Here is a 15,504-nt window from a genome sequence, read left to right on the forward strand (position 1 = left end):
CCTCATCGCGCGGCGCCGTTCAGCTTCGCGGCGATCCGCCGTGGCTGCGGGCTCGGCACGAACGGCGCCTGGTCGCGGATCTGCGCCAGCACCTCGTCGGCGATCACCGCCTCCGGCACGAGCACGATCGCCGTCGTCCCGCCGTACGGGGAACCACGCAGGGTCACCGAAATCCCGTGCCGGGCGGCGAGCCTGCCGCACAGGAACAGCCCGACCCCCGCGCCGGAGCCGACCAGCTCGCCGAAGTCCCGCGGTTCCCGCAGCAGCGCGTTCATCGCGTCGAGCCGCGCGGCCGGCATCCCGGCGCCGCGGTCCTCGATCTCGAGCACGATCCCGCGGCCGGCGACCGAACCGCACACCTCGACGCGGGTTTCCGCCGGCGACACCGAAATCGCGTTGTCGAGCAGCTCGGCGAGCAGGTGCACCAGATCGACCACGACGGCGCCCTCGAGGTGGGCATCGGGGAGCGCCCCGACGCCGACGCGGGTGTACGACTCGACCTCCGCGACCGCGCCGCGGACGAGCTCGGACAGGCGCACCGGGCTCCGCCAGCGGCGAGCGGGCCGCCGGTCGCCGAGCACCACCAGGTTCTCCGCGTTGCGGCGGGCGCGCGTGCTCAGGTGGTCGACGTCGAACAGCAGGCCGAGCGCGGCCGGGTCGGCGGTCGCCCGTTCGGCCTCGTCCAGGGTGCGGAGCTGCTGGTCCAGCAGGAGCTGGGTGCGCCAGGACAGTTCGGCGAACGCGTGCTTGGCGCCCGCGCGGGAAGTGGCTTCCCCGACCGCGGCGGACACCGCCGACTGCTGTGCCAGCGTGAACGCGTCCGCAAGCCGCGCGATCTCGTCGTCGCCGTGATCGAGGAACAGCAGCTCGGCGGCGGGGTCGACGCGCTCGCCCGCGCGCACCCTCGCGACCAGTTCGGGGAGCTGGACGTCGGCGACACCGGCCGTCTGGACGCGCAGCCGGTCGAGCCTGCCCGCGAGCCGCCCGGAAAACCGGGTGACCGCGAGGTAGGCGGCGACCGCGCCCGCGATGAGCGCGCCGCCGCCGAACACGGCGACCAGCAGCGCCAGCCAGGCCGCGCGGTCGGCGAGCCTCGCCACGCGGACGCTCTGTTCGAGGTAGAGCCCCACGAGCTGGTCGGCGGCCTGATGACCGGCACCTGCAGCCTGGCCCGCGCTCACGCGGTGCCAGGCTTCACCCGCCCGCAAGGTGTCGAGATCGTGGCGAACATCCGGCGCGAGCCTGCCCGCGAGCGCGTCGAGGCTGTGCTCGACGTACTGGACCGGCGCGTCCGCGCGGGAAATCACGTGAGCGAGCGAAAGCAGCTCGAACGCGGTGACCTGCTCGACGGCGATCTCGGCGCCCGGAGCGTCACCCGCCAGCTCGCGGGCCCGGCCCACCATGGCGTCGGCGTCGTTCTGGGACACGCCGACGACGACGGACGCCGACGTGGCCGACGCCGACGCCCGCGTGGCGAACGAATGCGCCCGCTCCGCCGACTGCCCCGCCCACGCGACCACACCGGCACCGGCGAGCAGCAGCGCCACCGCGGGTACGAAGGCGACCGCCCTGGCACGAGTTCGGAACGAAGGCGTGCGTGTTTGCTTCAAGGCGACCCAAACCCTTTCACCGCGACTCGCCGTTCGAGGGGTCCCCGCGCCCGCCCCGGAACGCTATGCACCCTGCAATTTGCAGGTCAATACCGTTCCACCGACCGGCCGCTCGCGGTGCGTAACCACCGTCCGCCCCCGCGACCCGGCGTGACGATGCGCCGTAACCTCGGGGTATGGCCATCGAGGTGTTGCTCGTCGACGATCACGAAGTGGTGCGTCGCGGGTTGCGGGAGCTGCTGGGCGACGAGCCGGACATCGTGGTGGTCGCGGAGGCGGGCAGCGTCGACGAGGCGCTGGCGGTCGCGTTGCACCTCGAGCCGGACGTGGCGGTGGTGGACGTGCGCCTCGGCGACGGGGACGGGGTCGGGCTGTGCCGCGAGCTGCGGTCGCGGCCGCATCCGCCGCAGTGCCTGATGCTCACCGCGTTCGACGACGAGGAGGCGATGGTCGGCGCGATCATGGCGGGCGCGTCCGGGTACCTGCTGAAGCAGGTGCGGGGGCAGGACGTGGTGACCGCGGTGCGCGAGGTCGCGGCGGGCCGCTCGCTGCTCGACCCGGTGACCACGGCGCGCGTGCTGGAGAAGTTCCGCAAGCCGCCGGAGGACGACTTCGGCGCGCTCACCGAACGCGAACGCGCGGTGCTCGAACTGATCGGTGACGGGCTGTCCAACCGGGAGATCGCGGAACGGCTGTTCCTGGCCGAAAAGACGGTCAAGAACTACGTTACGTCGGTGCTGGCGAAGCTCGGGATGCAGCGGCGCACCCAGGCGGCGGCCTGGGTCGCGCGCCGGGGCAAGTAGTGCCGGAAAACGTAACCCCCCCCCCGATGTTTTGGCGGAAGGTCCCGGTTGACGACGCGTACCACGCCTGGCTGACCGTCGGCTTCGAGCGGCGGCTGCTGGTCGTGGTCAGGACGATCACCGCGCTGACGCGCCTGCTGGACATCCTCTCCCTGGTGGAGCGGGACCACCGGATCCAGGTCGTGTTCACCTGCGACGAAGAGAACCCGGCGATCTTCCACGCCGGGGTGCCCCAGGTGCTCGACCGGTTGGGCGCCGCCGTCGTGCCGTGGGCGCTGGCCGCCAAGACCCGGTTCGACCTCGTGCTGGCCGCCAGCGAAAACGACGCGCTGCACGAACTGGACGGGCCGGTCGTCCTCGTGCCGCACGGCATCGGGTTCCAGAAGTACTACCCCGGCGGCGAAATCACCTCGGGGATGAATCCGTCGCGGCTGCTCCGGGACGGCGAGGTGGTGCCCGCGGCGCTCGCGCTGTCGCACGGGATCCAACGGGAACAGCTCCGGTTCGCGGCGCCGGCGGTCCTCGAACGCGCCGTCGTGGTCGGCGATCCGTGCCACGACCGGATGCTGGCGAGCGTGCACCGCGCCGCGCACTACCGGGCCGCGCTCGGCACCGGCCGCCGGACCCTGGTGGCACTGGCTTCGACGTGGGGGCGGCATTCGCTGTTCGGCACCACCCCGGAACTTCCCGGCCTACTGGTGAACGCGCTGCCGGTCGACGAGTACCAGGTCGCGGTGATCCTGCATCCCGGCGTCTGGGCGGCGCACGGGCCGTGGCAGATCAGGGCTTGGCTCGGGGAGGCGATCGGCCGCGGTCTCGCGCTGATCGCCCCGGAACGCGGCTGGCAGGCGACGCTGGTGGCGGCGGACTGCGTGCTCTCGGACGAAGGCTCCGCCGCGCTGTACGCGGCGGCCGTCGACAAGCCGTTGCTGCTGGCGGCGGGAAAGAGCCGGACCACGGTGGCCGGTTCCCCGCTCGCCGCGCTCGCCGGGCAGGCGCACCGCCTGGATCCCGGTGGCGACCTGCGCGCGCAGATCGAGTCCATACGCGACAGTCATCGCGCCGGCTCGCATCAGGCCGTCGTCGCGCAGGCGATCGAGCACGAGGGCGGATCGGCGGATCGCCTCACCGGCCTGCTCTACCGCTTCCTCGACCTCACCGAGCCGGAGGACCCGGCCTTCCCACCGGTGCACGCTCCGGTCGTCCCGGAGGCCCGGCTCGCCAGTTTCGTGGCGTCCGTGGACTTCGACGGCGCGGTCGCCGTCGTCGAGCGGTTCCCCCATACCTCGGCCACCCTCCCGATGCGTCACGTGGTGGCGCACGCCGAACAGGCGGAACTCCGCGAACTGGACGGCGCGGCCGTTGTCTGGTCCGAAATGGACGGTTCCGATCCCGCCGCGCTGCTGGCCGGATGGCCCGCCGCCCGCCTTGCCGCCGCCACGGACGACACCCGGTGCGCGGTTCTCCTGCGCGAGGGCGATTCGTACGAGCTGACCGCACCCGGCGTCGCTCCGATCGCGCTCGCGTCACTCGCCTACGCACTGGTCACGCGGCGCGAACCGGTGGCGGGAAGGCACCGGCTGCGGATCGGCGGCCGGGTCTTCGACGTCACCTCGACGCGACGGGGCTGACCTTCGGCTGGAGTTCGAACTGCTTGGGGTGCCCCGCGTCGTAATAGGTCTTGTACGCCCGCAGCCAGTAGTCGTGCGCCGATTTCCAGTCGCCCCTCGCCGCCAGGAAATCGCCGTAGAGGTCGTTCAGCTCGGCGGAGTACTGGGTCGCACCGGCTTCCTCGGCGAGCCGCCACGAGTGCTGGAACGCGTGCCCTGCTTCGCCGACGCGGCCGAGTCCGATGAGCGCCTTCGTCCGGACGGTCCACACCCTGGACAGGTTCCGCACGTCGGCCGTGTTGGCGGCCGATTCGTCGAGCGCCGCGAGCGCCCGGTCGTAGGCCCCGCGCTTGACGAACACGTTGGCCTGCATCCGGGTGTGCAGGCCCAGTGCCCGCGAGCCCGCCTGCGCCATCGCCCGGTCCAGCGCGATCGACGACGCGAACAGGTCGCTCGCGTTCTCGTAGTCGCGCTGCTCCTCGAAGAACCGCCCGAAGAACTCGCGCACGGAGGATTCGAGACCGGGGTTGTCGAGGCCCCGTGCGAGTTCCAGCGCGCGATCGAGCTGGGGCCTGGCGCGGGCGAACTCGTGCGACAGCAGGTACGCGCGCCCCTGCTGGCTCCGGATGCGCGCTTCGAGCGCGTCCTCTCCCAGCCGCTGCGCGCTTTCGATGCCCCAGTTGGTGATCTCCGCGAACAGGCGGAGGTGCCCGCGGTTGATCATCAGGATTTCGAGCGCGCCGCAGATCTGGCCGACCTCCACGTCACGGCCGCGCCGGGACGCCGATCGCACGAGCGACGCGTACGCCTCGCGCTCGCGGTCGACCCAGTTCAGCGCGTCGATCGGATTCGGCCCGTCGAAGTCCCCTGCCGGGACCGCGCCGGGGACCCGGTAGCACCGCAGCCGGTCCGCCCCGGCGCGGAAGTCCGCGGCGACCGCCTGGTCGCGGTAGAACCCGAGCAGCCGATCGACCACAGTGGACTCTTCGTCGGCACGGCGGCGCGCGCCTTCGCGGACCAGGTTGTAGAGCTTGAGCCGCGATTCCCGCACGGGTGCGAGGAATCCGGCGTCATCGAGTTCGTCGAGTGCGTCGCCGACCGGCCGTCCGAGCAGCACGCGCGCCGTTCGCTCGGTGAAGTCGCCGCCCGGATGCGACGCGAGCAGCAGGCACAGTTCGGCGGCGTCACCGGACAGTTCGCCGAAGGTCTCCGCGAACGCGGCGGCGATGACGTCCGTGCCGCCGAGCGCGCCGCCCGACCGCAGATCGGCGAGCACCGAAGCGATCGGCTCCTTCGAGCGCCGGGCCCGTTTCGCGATCCGGACCGCCGCGAGGCGGATCGCGTAGGGCATCCGGTCGCACGCCTCGATCAGCTCCTTCGACCGCGGGCGTTCGGCATCGACGACCGCCCGGCCGGTGATGTGCGCCAGCAGTTCGAGCGCGGACTCCTCGTCCAGCGCGTCCAGCTTGATCTCCGCCGACGGGTACTCGGCGAGCAGTTCGTCGTCCGGCCGGATCGCGGTGACCAGCACCAGGCTGTGCGGCGACGGCGGCACCAGTTCCCGCACGTCCGTGAGGCTTTCCGCGTTGTCGAGCGCGAGCAGGAACCGGCGGCGCGCGGTCACGCGCCGGTACTGCGCCCACAGTTCGGGCGCGTTCGCGGTCAGCAGGGCGTTGTCGACGCCGAGTTCGGCGAGGATGTGGGTGACGATCTCGGTGCGGCGCAGAACGCTGCCGGTCCGCCACTCGGTGAAGTCGACGTACACCTGCCCGTCCGGGAACCGGTCCGCCGTTTCGGCGGCGATCCTGGTCACCAGCGAGGTCTTGCCGACACCGCGCCTGCCGGTGACCAGGTGCAGGCCGGGCGCGCTGCCACCGGTCAGCGCGGACGTCCGGTCGACGAAGGGGTCGGCGAGCCTCGGCATGGAGCGCGCCGTTCCCGGCGGTCCGGAGTGGACGGACACCAGCTCGGACAGGCGTGCCGCGAATTCCGGGTCGGCGCGGACAGCTTCGACGATCGCGGTTTCCAGGCCGGGCTGGTCGCCGAGCAGTGCGGTGACCTGTTCCTCGTCCCTGCCGCGGGCGAGTGCGCCGGTCACGACCTCCTTCAGGCCGCCGACGGCGCCGGTGACCACGGCCTTGGCCACTTCGACCGCGAGGATCTCCCACACGACGTGTCCCCCTCAGCACTGTAGGTCACCCACGGTAGCAATTCCGGGGTGCGCGGGGAACCGGTCAGTGCGGGAGCGGGAGGTCGAAGGCGACCAGGGTGCCCATGCTGGGCGAGGAGTTCACGAAGAACTTCCCGCCCGCGGCGTCGGCGCGTTCGGACAGGTGGCGCAGGCCGCGCGTGGCGACGCCCTGGGGGACGCCGGATCCGTTGTCGCGGACGCGCAGTTTCACGCCTTCGCCGTCGCGGCTGAGCGTGACGCGGCATTCGCTCGCCCCCGAATGCCTGACCACATTGGACAGTGCCTCGCGCAGTGCGGCGCGGATGTGGTCGGCGCCTTCGGCGGGGATGTCGCCGAGGTCGCCGGACAGTTCCAGGGTGGGCGGGAAGCCCAGCAGCTCGCCCGCGATCCGCACCTCGCCGTTGGCCGATTCGGCCAGGTCGGTCGCGGGTGCCTGGGCGTGTTCCGGGTCGGGTGAGCGGAGCGCGCGGACGGTGCCGCGGATTTCCTCGATCGTCTGGTCGAGCTGGTCGACGGCTTCGCCGAGGCGTTCTGCGTCGCCTTGGGCGAAGCGCTTCCGCATGCGCCTGCGCACCCGGTCGAGCTGCATGCCGGCCGCGTAGAGGCGCTGCACGATGACGTCGTGCAGCTCGCGCGCGATGCGTTCGCGTTCCTGGTACAGCGTCACCCGGTGCCGCGCGTTGGCGCCTTCCGCGAGCGCGAGCACCACCCCGGCCTGCGCGGCGAACGCGGTGAGCACCTCGATGGTCGCCGCCGAAAACGGCTCCGCGCCCTGGCGCCGGTAGACGGTGAGCGCGCCGAGCACGCGGCCGCCCGCCCCGAACGGCGCGGCGGCGAACGGGCCGAACCGCTTCAGCTCGTCCGGCACGTACGGCGCGGTCCTCGGGTCGGTGGTGACGTCGGCGGCGACCACGGTTTCGCCGCCGCGCGCGACCTTGCCCGCGGCGGATTCGGGCGCCAGCACGAGCCCGACCAGTGTCTGCGTGGTGTCGCCGCAGGCGGCTTCGATCGACACCGTGCCGTCGTCCGCGCGGACCATCACCACGCCGAGATCGGCTTCGGCGAGTTCGGCCGCCCGTGCCACGACAGAGCCGAGCACCGCGCTCGGTTCGTCGCCGGAGAGCGCGGTCGTGGTGATCTCGGTGGCCGCGGACAGTGCGCGCGCGGCGAGTGTCGGTTCCATCAGCACTGCCAACATTACGACCGGCTCCCGGCGTGGGCTGGCTCGCCTGCCGTGACACGCCCTTCGCGCACTTCGAGCACGAGGTCCGCGTCCGCCGCTTCGCCGGCGTGGTGGGTCACGTGCACGACCGTGCGGCCCGCGAGCGCGGCCCGCAGGTTGGCCGACACGGCGTCCGCGGTCGGGCCGTCGAGGTGCGCGGTGGGCTCGTCGAGCAGGACGAGACCGGCCCGGGGTGCCGCGAGCAGTGCCCTGGCGACGGCGAGCCGCCGCGCCTGGCCGCCGGAGAGCCCGGCGCCGCCGCTGCCGAGCACGGTGTCCGGCGCGAGGTCGCCGAGCAGGACCGAGTCGAGCACTTCCCGCAGGCGCGCGTCGCTCGCGTCCGGGTCGGCCAGCCGCAGGTTCTCGGCGATCGTCGTCGCCACGAGCTGGGGTTCCTGCGGTGCCCACGCGATGTCGCGCGGCAGGCTCGCCCGGCCGTGTTCGGCGGGCAGAAAGCCGAGCAGCGCGGCGAGCAGGGTCGACTTGCCCGCTCCCGAGGCGCCGACGACGGCGACCGTGGTGCCCGGCTCGATCCGCAGGTCCACGCCGGTGAGCACCGGGTGCGCGGCGCCCGGCCACCGGAACGCGGCGTCGCGCAGGTCGACCGCCGCACTCTCCGGCGCGGCTTCGTGCGCTTCCCCGGTCAGCGCGCCGAGCCGTTCGCGCGCGCGGCGCAGGGGCGCCCAGTTGACCGCGGCGGCGGGCAGCATGGCGAGTGGTTCGGCCAGCGCGAGCGGGACGAGCGCCAGCACCGGGGCGAGGACCGGGTCGATCCCGGCCCCGACGGACAAGGCCGCGCTCGCGATCGCGGCGGCGCCGGTGAGCAGGGTGATCACCGCGTCCGCGGCGCCCGCGCCCCACGCCTGCCGTCGCGCGGCCACCGCCAGTTCCCGGTCGGCGTCCGCCAGCTCGGCGCGTCGGCGGGCCGCCGCGCCGTAGGCGATCAGTTCGGCGGCGGACTCGGTCAGCCGCAGCACCTCGGTTTCGACGTTCCGGCGCAGCGCGGCCATGGTCGCGGTGGCGCGGCGTTCCATCCGCACCGCGAGCCACGGCGCGAGCGCGGCGGCGAGCAGGACGGCGATCGCGAGCGCGAGTCCGGCTCTCGGCAACACGATTGCCTGCAGGGCAATCGCGCCCGCCAGCACGATCGCGGCCGCCATCGGCGGCGTCAGCACGCGCGGCAGCAGGTCGCGGACCGTGTCGACGTCGCCGACGAGCCTGCGCTGGCCTTCGCCGCGGCGGAGGCCGAGTGTGCGCGCCGGGCCGAGCGCGACGAGCCGCCGCCACAGCCACGCGCGCAGCTCGGTCGCCGTGCGGAACGCCGCGTCGTGTGTGGTGAGGCGCTCGGCGTAGCGCAGCACGGCCCGGCCGAGTCCGAAGGCGCGGACCCCGACGACCGCGACGGTCAAGGTCAGCACGGGCGGGTGCTGCGAAGCCTTCGCGATCAGCCAGCCCGAGGTCGCGGTGAGCGCGAGCCCGGAAAGCAGCGCGGCGGCGCCGAGCAGCGCTCCGGCGACGAACCGCCGGTTCACGAGTGCGCGAAGACGGATCGGTTCGCCTCGGCGCTCGGGCTCGTCGACCTGTTCCGCGGGCACCGGCTCGGCGGGGGCGTGCGCGGCCGCGTCCCGATCGTGCGCCGCGATCACCACGGCCGCGCCCGCGCGCCGCGCCTCGTCCACCGCGGCCAGCACGCGTGCCGCGTCGGTCGCGTCGAGGTGGGCGGCCGGTTCGTCGAGCAGCAGGAGCCATGCGCCGTCGCGGAGGCGCGCGAGTGCCCGCAGCACGGCGACGCGGTGCCGTTGCCCCAGGGACAACCGGTCCACCGATCGGTCCAGCAGCCCGTCGAGGCCCAGCAGGTCGCCTTCGTAGCCGCCGATTTCGTCCCGCACGGTCCCGCCGGTGAAGACCGGGGACTGCGGCACCCAGGCGATCCGGCGGCGCCACGCGTCGAGGTCGAGGTCGGCGAGCGGGGTCCCGTCGACCGTGACGGTGCCGTCCGCGGGCCGGACGAACCCGAGCAGCACCGCCAGCGTGGTCGATTTGCCCGCGCCGCTCGGGGAATCCAGCCAGGTGGTTTCGCCGGGGCGGGCGGAAAACGCCGCGCCGTCGGGGGCGAAACCGCCGCGCCGTGCGACGCGGAGACCGTCCACTCGCACCTCGCCGCGGCGGGGCGGCAGGTGCCCGGATTCCGGGACCTCCTCGTCGAGGATTTCCGCGACCCGGCGGACGGCTTCGACGCCGTCTTCGCTGGCGTGGAACGCGGCGCCGACGGTACGGATCGGCTGGTAGCACTCGGGGACGAGGATCAGCACGCCGAGCCCGATCGCGAGCGTGAGATCGCCCGACACGAGCCGCATTCCGACGAGCACGGCGACCAGTGCGACGGACAGGGTCGCCGCCAGTTCCAGCGCGAACGCCGACGAGAAGGCGATGCGCAACGTGCTCAGGGTGGTCTTGCGGTGCCGGTCGGAGACGCGGCGGACCGCGGTTTCCTGCGCGCCCGCCCGGCGGAACGCGGTGAGCACGGGCAGCGCGCGGACGAGTTCGAGCAGGTGGCCGGCCAGCCGGTGGACCGCGTCGGTGGCGGTCGACACGCGGTCGGCGGTGTACTTGCCGATCAGGATCGCGAACGCGGGCAGCAGCGGCACGGTCAGCGCGATGACGGCGGCCGAGGGCCAGTCCGCGACCAGGATCGCGAACCCGACCGAGGGCGGCACGACGGCCGCGGTGACCAGTGCCGGGAGGTAGTCGGTGAAGTAGGCGTCGAGCGCGTCGAGACCCCTGGTGCTCAGCGCGGTCAGCTCGCCGGTGCCGCGGGCGGCGATCCATTCGGGACCGAGGCGCAGCGTCCGGTCGACGACCTTCCCGCGCAGTTCCTCTCCGGCGCCCGCGGCGGCGCGGGCGGAAACGACCTTCAGCGCCCAGCCGGCCAGCGACCGCACGATGAGCACGCCGAGCAGTGCGGCCAGCCGGGCGCTGAAGTCCCCCGGTTCCCCCGTTCCTTCTTGGACTATCGAAGCCAGCACGGATGCCAGCAGGAACCCCTGTGCCACCACCGAACCCGCGCGCACCACGGCGATCGCCCCGGCGAGGGCGAGCGCCCGGCGCGCTGCCGCGGAAAGCGCGGGCAGCGCGCCGAGCGGGCCCTTTCCCGTCCGCGCAGTGTCCACGGTGGACACCGAGGCGGAAAGGGGTGCGCGGCGGGAAAGTCCGGTCATGGGGTGTGCACCGCCGGGATCTGCGCGGTGCCGATGCGCTTGCGGAACACCCAGTAGGTCCAGCACTGGTAGACGAGCACGGCGGGGGCACCGAACGCGCCGACCCACGACATCACGGTCAGCGTGTAGGAGCTGGATGCCGCTCCGGCCACCGTCAGTGAGTTCGCGGTGTCCGTTGTGGACGGAAGGACGTCCGGGTACAGGGCGCCGAACAGGGTGAGCACGGCGGCCGCGATCACCACACCGAGCGACGCGAACGCCTGGCCGTCGCGTCCTGCTGTCGATCGGAGCCACGCGACAACGGCGGCGAGGACCGCGATCACGAGCGTGATCAGTGTCCACAGTGCACCTTCGCGTAGCTGAACGACGACGAGGAGCGCGAAGAGCGGGAGCAGGCCGATCGGCAGCAGGCGCAGGGTGAGGCGATGCGCGCGGGCCCGGAATTCGCCCGAGGTCTTGAGCGTCAGGAACGCGCCACCGTGGACGAGGGAGAACCCGACGACGGCGAGCGCGCCGAGCACGGTGTCCCAGCGGACCGCTTCGAACGGGCCGCCGACGCGGTTGCCCTGCGCGTCGAGCGGGAGGCCGAGCACGGTGGTGGCGAGGAGCATGCCGATGCCGAGCGCGGGGATCCACGAGCCGAGCACGATGACGGTGTCCCAGGCGCGGCGCCAGCGCGCGGAGTCGACCTTGCCGCGGTACTCGAACGCGACGCCGCGGCCGATCAGCGCGAGCAGGATGAGCAGCACCGGCAGGTACGCGCCGGAGAAGAGGGCGGCGTACCAGCCGGGGAAGGCGGCGAAGGTGGCGCCGACGGCGACGATGAGCCACACCTCGTTGCCGTCCCACACCGGGCCGATGGTGTTCACCATGACGCGGCGCTCGGTGTTGTCCCTGCCGAGCACCGGCAGGAGCATGCCGACCCCGAAGTCGAACCCTTCGAGGAAGAGGTAGCCGAGCCAGAAGAACACGACGACGCAGAACCAGACGGTCGCGAGGCCCATTACACTCGCCTCCCGAAGCCCGGTGCCGGGGTTGTCCACAGGCGGGCGGGTTGTCCACAGATTCGCCCGCCCCGCCCCCGCAACCCCCCAGCGCCGATACGCTGGAAGCGGGGCCGCCCCCAGGGACGGGCGGGGGGTGCGCAGATCACGGTCATCTCGATCCCCTAGTAGGCGAAGGCCAGTGGTTCGCCGTCGGATTCGCTGTTGTCGTTGTCCTGCTTCGGTTTCTCCGGCGGTATCACGCCTTCGATGCCGCCGCGCACGTACTTGCGCATCAGGAACACCTCCACCACGCCCAGCGCGGCGTAGATCGCGGTCAGCGAGATGAGCGACGCCCACACCTCGCCGACGGAGAGCTGCGAAACGGCCCGCGCGGTGAACATCCACACACCGTCCACACCGGACGGATTGGGCACCACCACGAACGGCTGCCTGCCCATCTCGGTGAAGATCCAGCCCGCGCTGTTGGCCAGGAACGGGGTCGCGACGCCGAGCAGCGCGAGCCGCGGGAACCACTTGCCGCCGGGGATCCGGCCGCGGCGCGTGCACCACAGCGCCAGCAGGCCCATTCCCACCGAGATCGCGCCGAACCCGATCATCAGCCGGAATCCCCAGTACGTCACCGGCAGGTTCGGCACGTAGTCGATCGGCTTCCCGGCCAGCGAGCCGAGCTGCGGGTCGTCGGGGTAGTTCGTGCCGTACTTCGCCTGGTACTCGGTGACCAGCGGCTCGATTCCCTTGACCTCGCTGGAGAAGTCGTTGTGCGCGAGGAAGGACAGCAGCGCGGGCACGGTGAACGTCTTGACGTCCTCGCAGTCCGCGTCCGCCACGTCCCCGATCGCCATGATCGAGAAGCTCGCGGGATTTTCGGTGTGGCACAGCGCTTCCGCGGACGCCATCTTCATCGGCTGCTGCTCGAACATCAGCTTGCCCTGGAAGTCGCCGGTGATCGCGAGCACCGCGAACGCGACGATCCCGGTCCACCCGCCGAGCCGCAACGACGAGCGCCACACCGACCGGTGCTCGTCCGGCTCGTGCCGCTTGCGCCACAGGTGCCACGCGGCCACCCCCACCAGGAACGCCGCGGCCACCGCGAACGCGCCGGCGACGGTGTGCGGGATCGCGGCGAGCGCCGTGTTGTTGCCCAGCACCGCGCCGATCGACTTCATGGTCGGCTTGCCGTCGACGAATTCGACGCCGACGGGGTGCTGCATCCACGAGTTCGCGGCCAGGATGAAGTACGCCGACGTGATCGTCGCGAGCGAGAAGGCCCAGGCGCAGCCGAGGTGCACGCGTTTCGGCAGCCGGTCCCACCCGAAGATCCACAGGCCGAGGAAGGTCGACTCGACGAAGAACGCGACGAGCCCCTCGATCGCGAGCGGCGCCCCGAACACGTCGCCGACGAACCGCGAGTACGCGCTCCAGGTCATACCGAACTGGAACTCCTGCACGATGCCGGTGACCACGCCCATCGCGAAGTTGACCAGCAGGAGCTTCCCCCAGAACTTGGTCATCTTGTAGTAGCGCTCGTTGCCGGTGCGCACCCAGGCGGTCTGCATCCCCGCGACCAGTACGGACAGTCCGATGGTCAACGGGACCATCAGGAAGTGGTACACGGTCGTGATGCCGAACTGCCATCGCGCTAGTTCCAGGACTTCCACGACTCCGAGTCTTCGCCGGGCGGGCGGGCGGCGTCAGGTCCCGCGGTCCCGATCTCGGCGGGACCTAGGTCCCGCCCGGTTCCCAGGTCCGCTCGACAAACGGGGCGCACGTTCCGTATCGTTGTAACCGGGCTCAACGTTCCGATTACGACGATACGGAGAACCGATGAACGGGAACGACAGGATCGTGGTGGTCACCGGCGCGACCGGCCAGCAGGGCGGGGCCGTCACCACGCGCCTGCTCGCCGACGGCTGGCGCGTCCGGGCGATCACGCGCGATCCGGCCGCGGCCAAGGCTCGGGAGCTGGCGGCGGCGGGCGCCGAAGTGGTCGCGGCCGACCAGCTCGACCGCGACAGCCTCGCGCCGCCGATGCGCGGCGCCTACGGCGTTTTCAGCGTCCAAGCCGGGCCGATGGCACCCGGCCAGGACGAGTACGCCTCGGGCAAGAACGTCATCGACGCCGCGCGCGAGGCCGACGTCGAGCACATCGTGTACAGCTCGGGAGCCGACGCCGAACGCACCTCGAGTTTCGGGCTGCAGCCCGCGAAATGGGCGCTCGAGCAGTACCTCGGCGACGACGCCACGATCCTGCGCCCCGCCTCGTTCATGGAGAACCTGGTGCACCCGGTGTGGGGCCTGCACGACGGCAAGCTGACCACCGCGATCCGCGGCGACCTGCGGCAGCCGTTGATCGCGCTCGACGACATCGCCGCCTTCACCGCGCTCGCACTGGCGAATCCCGGCGACTTCCGCGAGACCCTCGAACTGGCCGGTGACGTGCGCACCCCGATCGAGCAGGCCGCCGCCATGGCCGAGATGACCGGGCTGCCGATCACCTACGAACCCGTCCCGCTCGACGCCATCCGCGCACGCAGCGAGACCGGCGCGCGCGGATTCGAACTGCTCAACAGCGGCGAGGTCGGGAGCAGGGCGGACGTCGCGGCACTGCGGGCACGCCACCCCGGCCTGCTGACCTTCGACGGCTGGCTCGCCGCGAAGGGCGCCGCGCTGGTCAAGCGGGCGGCGAGCTGAGCTACCTCGTTTCGGCGGTCACCCAGGCCAGGTATTCGGTGTTCCCACCGGTGATCGGCGTGGCGATCACCTCGGGCACGTCGTAGCCGTGCTTCGCGCGCAGGTAGTCGGTGAGGTCGGACACCCGGTCCGCGGCGGTCTTGACGTCGACCCGCCACTCCGGCTCTGTCCGCACCTCGCCCTCCCAGCGGAACACGCTCGTGACGGGACCGGTGACCTGCGCACAGGCACCGAGGTTCACCTCGACGGCGCCGGTGGCGAGTGCCGTCGCGGACTCCTCCGAGTCGGTGGTCGTGGTGACGATTACGTGGTCGGCCATACCCGCAACCGTAACGCACAAATAGTTTCGGCGCACCGAAATCAATTATCAGCCGCCCCGGTTCCGGGCGCCGACGAAACCGAAAACGGCAATTCGTAAAAGCGATCATCTTGCCCTTTTCTGAACACGCCCTTTATCGTTGCAGTGAAAGGGGCGTGTTTCTGCCGATGTCTGCCACACTTCTCGCGTTCATCAGCGCGTTCGGCCTGGTACTGGCGGTCGAACTGCCGGACAAGACGCTCGTCGCCACCCTCGTGCTCACCACGAGGTTCCGGGCGTGGCCGGTGTTCGCCGGCGTGTGCGCGGCGTTCGCGGTGCAATGCGTGGTCGCGGTGCTGTTCGGCCGCGTGCTGACGCTGCTCCCGGAAACGGCGGTTTCCCTCGTGGTCGCGGCGTTGTTCGCGCTCGGCGCGTTCCTGCTCCTCAAGGACGGGTTCGCCCCGGACGCCGACGGCGAGGAGGACGCCGCCCGCTCCGGGCCGAGCCCGGTCACCTTCCTCCGCGCCGCGCTGACCTCGTTCGGCGTGCTGTTCGCCGCCGAATGGGGCGACGCGTCGCAGCTCGCGACGGCGGGGCTCGCGGCGCGGGGCGGGCACCCGGTGGCGGTCGGCCTCGGCGCGTTCTTCGCGCTCGTCGGCGTCGCCGCGATCGCGGTGGCGATCGGCCACAAGATCCGCAGCCGCATCCGGCCCAAGCTCATCCAGCGGGTCGCCGGGTTCGTGTTCGCCGGGCTCGCACTCTTCGCGGTGGTTCAGACGCTCGTCTGAGTTGCTTCACCGTCCCGTTATCGGCAATCCTGTATGACCATTCGGCAAGGACAGGGTGAACCGGCG

General features: G+C 72.1%; 11 protein-coding genes. 4 read left to right on the top strand and 7 right to left on the bottom strand.

What is annotated here, in order from left to right; genetic code table 11:
• Nucleotides 1-2 precede the first annotated feature (2 nt).
• Nucleotides 3-1,610, bottom strand: coding sequence for a sensor histidine kinase (locus tag ABD256_RS11510; RefSeq protein WP_344416592.1), 1,608 nt, complete (start codon nt 1,608-1,610; stop codon nt 3-5).
• Between the two features lie 176 nt (nt 1,611-1,786).
• On the opposite strand from ABD256_RS11510, the gene ABD256_RS11515 reads away from it, so the two are divergent.
• Nucleotides 1,787-2,413, top strand: a complete 627-nt coding sequence (locus ABD256_RS11515) for a response regulator (RefSeq protein WP_344416594.1) — start codon at nt 1,787-1,789, stop codon at nt 2,411-2,413.
• A 26-nt stretch (nt 2,414-2,439) separates the two neighbouring features.
• Nucleotides 2,440-4,044, top strand: coding sequence for a hypothetical protein (locus ABD256_RS11520; protein ID WP_344416596.1), 1,605 nt, complete (start codon nt 2,440-2,442; stop codon nt 4,042-4,044).
• On the opposite strand, the gene ABD256_RS11525 is transcribed toward ABD256_RS11520, so the two are convergent.
• From ABD256_RS11525 to ABD256_RS11545, 5 genes are all read right to left on the bottom strand, one after another.
• Nucleotides 4,022-6,193, bottom strand: coding sequence for an AAA family ATPase (locus ABD256_RS11525; RefSeq protein ID WP_344416598.1), 2,172 nt, complete (start codon nt 6,191-6,193; stop codon nt 4,022-4,024). The genes ABD256_RS11520 and ABD256_RS11525 overlap by 23 nt on opposite strands.
• Before the next feature lie 64 nt (nt 6,194-6,257).
• The gene (locus ABD256_RS11530; protein ID WP_344416663.1) at nt 6,258-7,397 is read right to left on the bottom strand and encodes a GAF domain-containing sensor histidine kinase; all 1,140 of its coding nucleotides are present in this window, start codon (nt 7,395-7,397) and stop codon (nt 6,258-6,260) included.
• 14 nt (nt 7,398-7,411) lie between these two features.
• Nucleotides 7,412-10,654: a thiol reductant ABC exporter subunit CydC gene (gene cydC, locus ABD256_RS11535; RefSeq protein ID WP_344416600.1), complete on the bottom strand. Its 3,243-nt coding sequence runs from the start codon at nt 10,652-10,654 to the stop codon at nt 7,412-7,414.
• Nucleotides 10,651-11,658: a cytochrome d ubiquinol oxidase subunit II gene (gene cydB, locus ABD256_RS11540; protein ID WP_344416602.1), complete on the bottom strand. Its 1,008-nt coding sequence runs from the start codon at nt 11,656-11,658 to the stop codon at nt 10,651-10,653. Before cydB ends, cydC begins: the two co-directional genes overlap by 4 nt.
• Before the next feature lie 164 nt (nt 11,659-11,822).
• Nucleotides 11,823-13,319 (bottom strand): cytochrome ubiquinol oxidase subunit I, encoded by a 1,497-nt coding sequence (locus ABD256_RS11545; RefSeq protein WP_344416604.1) that lies wholly within the window; start codon nt 13,317-13,319, stop codon nt 11,823-11,825.
• A gap of 166 nt (nt 13,320-13,485) precedes the next feature.
• Between ABD256_RS11545 and ABD256_RS11550 the strand changes: the two genes are divergently transcribed.
• Nucleotides 13,486-14,352, top strand: a complete 867-nt coding sequence (locus ABD256_RS11550) for an NmrA family NAD(P)-binding protein (protein ID WP_344416606.1) — start codon at nt 13,486-13,488, stop codon at nt 14,350-14,352.
• A gap of 1 nt (nt 14,353) precedes the next feature.
• Here the strand turns inward: ABD256_RS11550 and cutA are convergent, their stop codons facing one another.
• Complete coding sequence (gene cutA, locus ABD256_RS11555; protein ID WP_344416608.1) at nt 14,354-14,671, bottom strand: divalent-cation tolerance protein CutA; 318 nt, start codon at nt 14,669-14,671, stop codon at nt 14,354-14,356.
• A gap of 167 nt (nt 14,672-14,838) precedes the next feature.
• Here cutA and ABD256_RS11560 point away from each other — a divergent pair, with 167 nt between their 5' ends.
• Nucleotides 14,839-15,438 carry a TMEM165/GDT1 family protein gene (locus ABD256_RS11560; protein WP_344416610.1) on the top strand — a complete coding sequence of 200 codons (600 nt, stop codon included), beginning with the start codon at nt 14,839-14,841 and terminating at the stop codon, nt 15,436-15,438.
• Nucleotides 15,439-15,504 lie beyond the last annotated feature (66 nt).

Origin of the sequence: Amycolatopsis minnesotensis, from assembly GCF_039529815.1 — a bacterium.
Taxonomy (GTDB): Bacteria; Actinomycetota; Actinomycetes; order Mycobacteriales; family Pseudonocardiaceae; genus Amycolatopsis; species Amycolatopsis minnesotensis.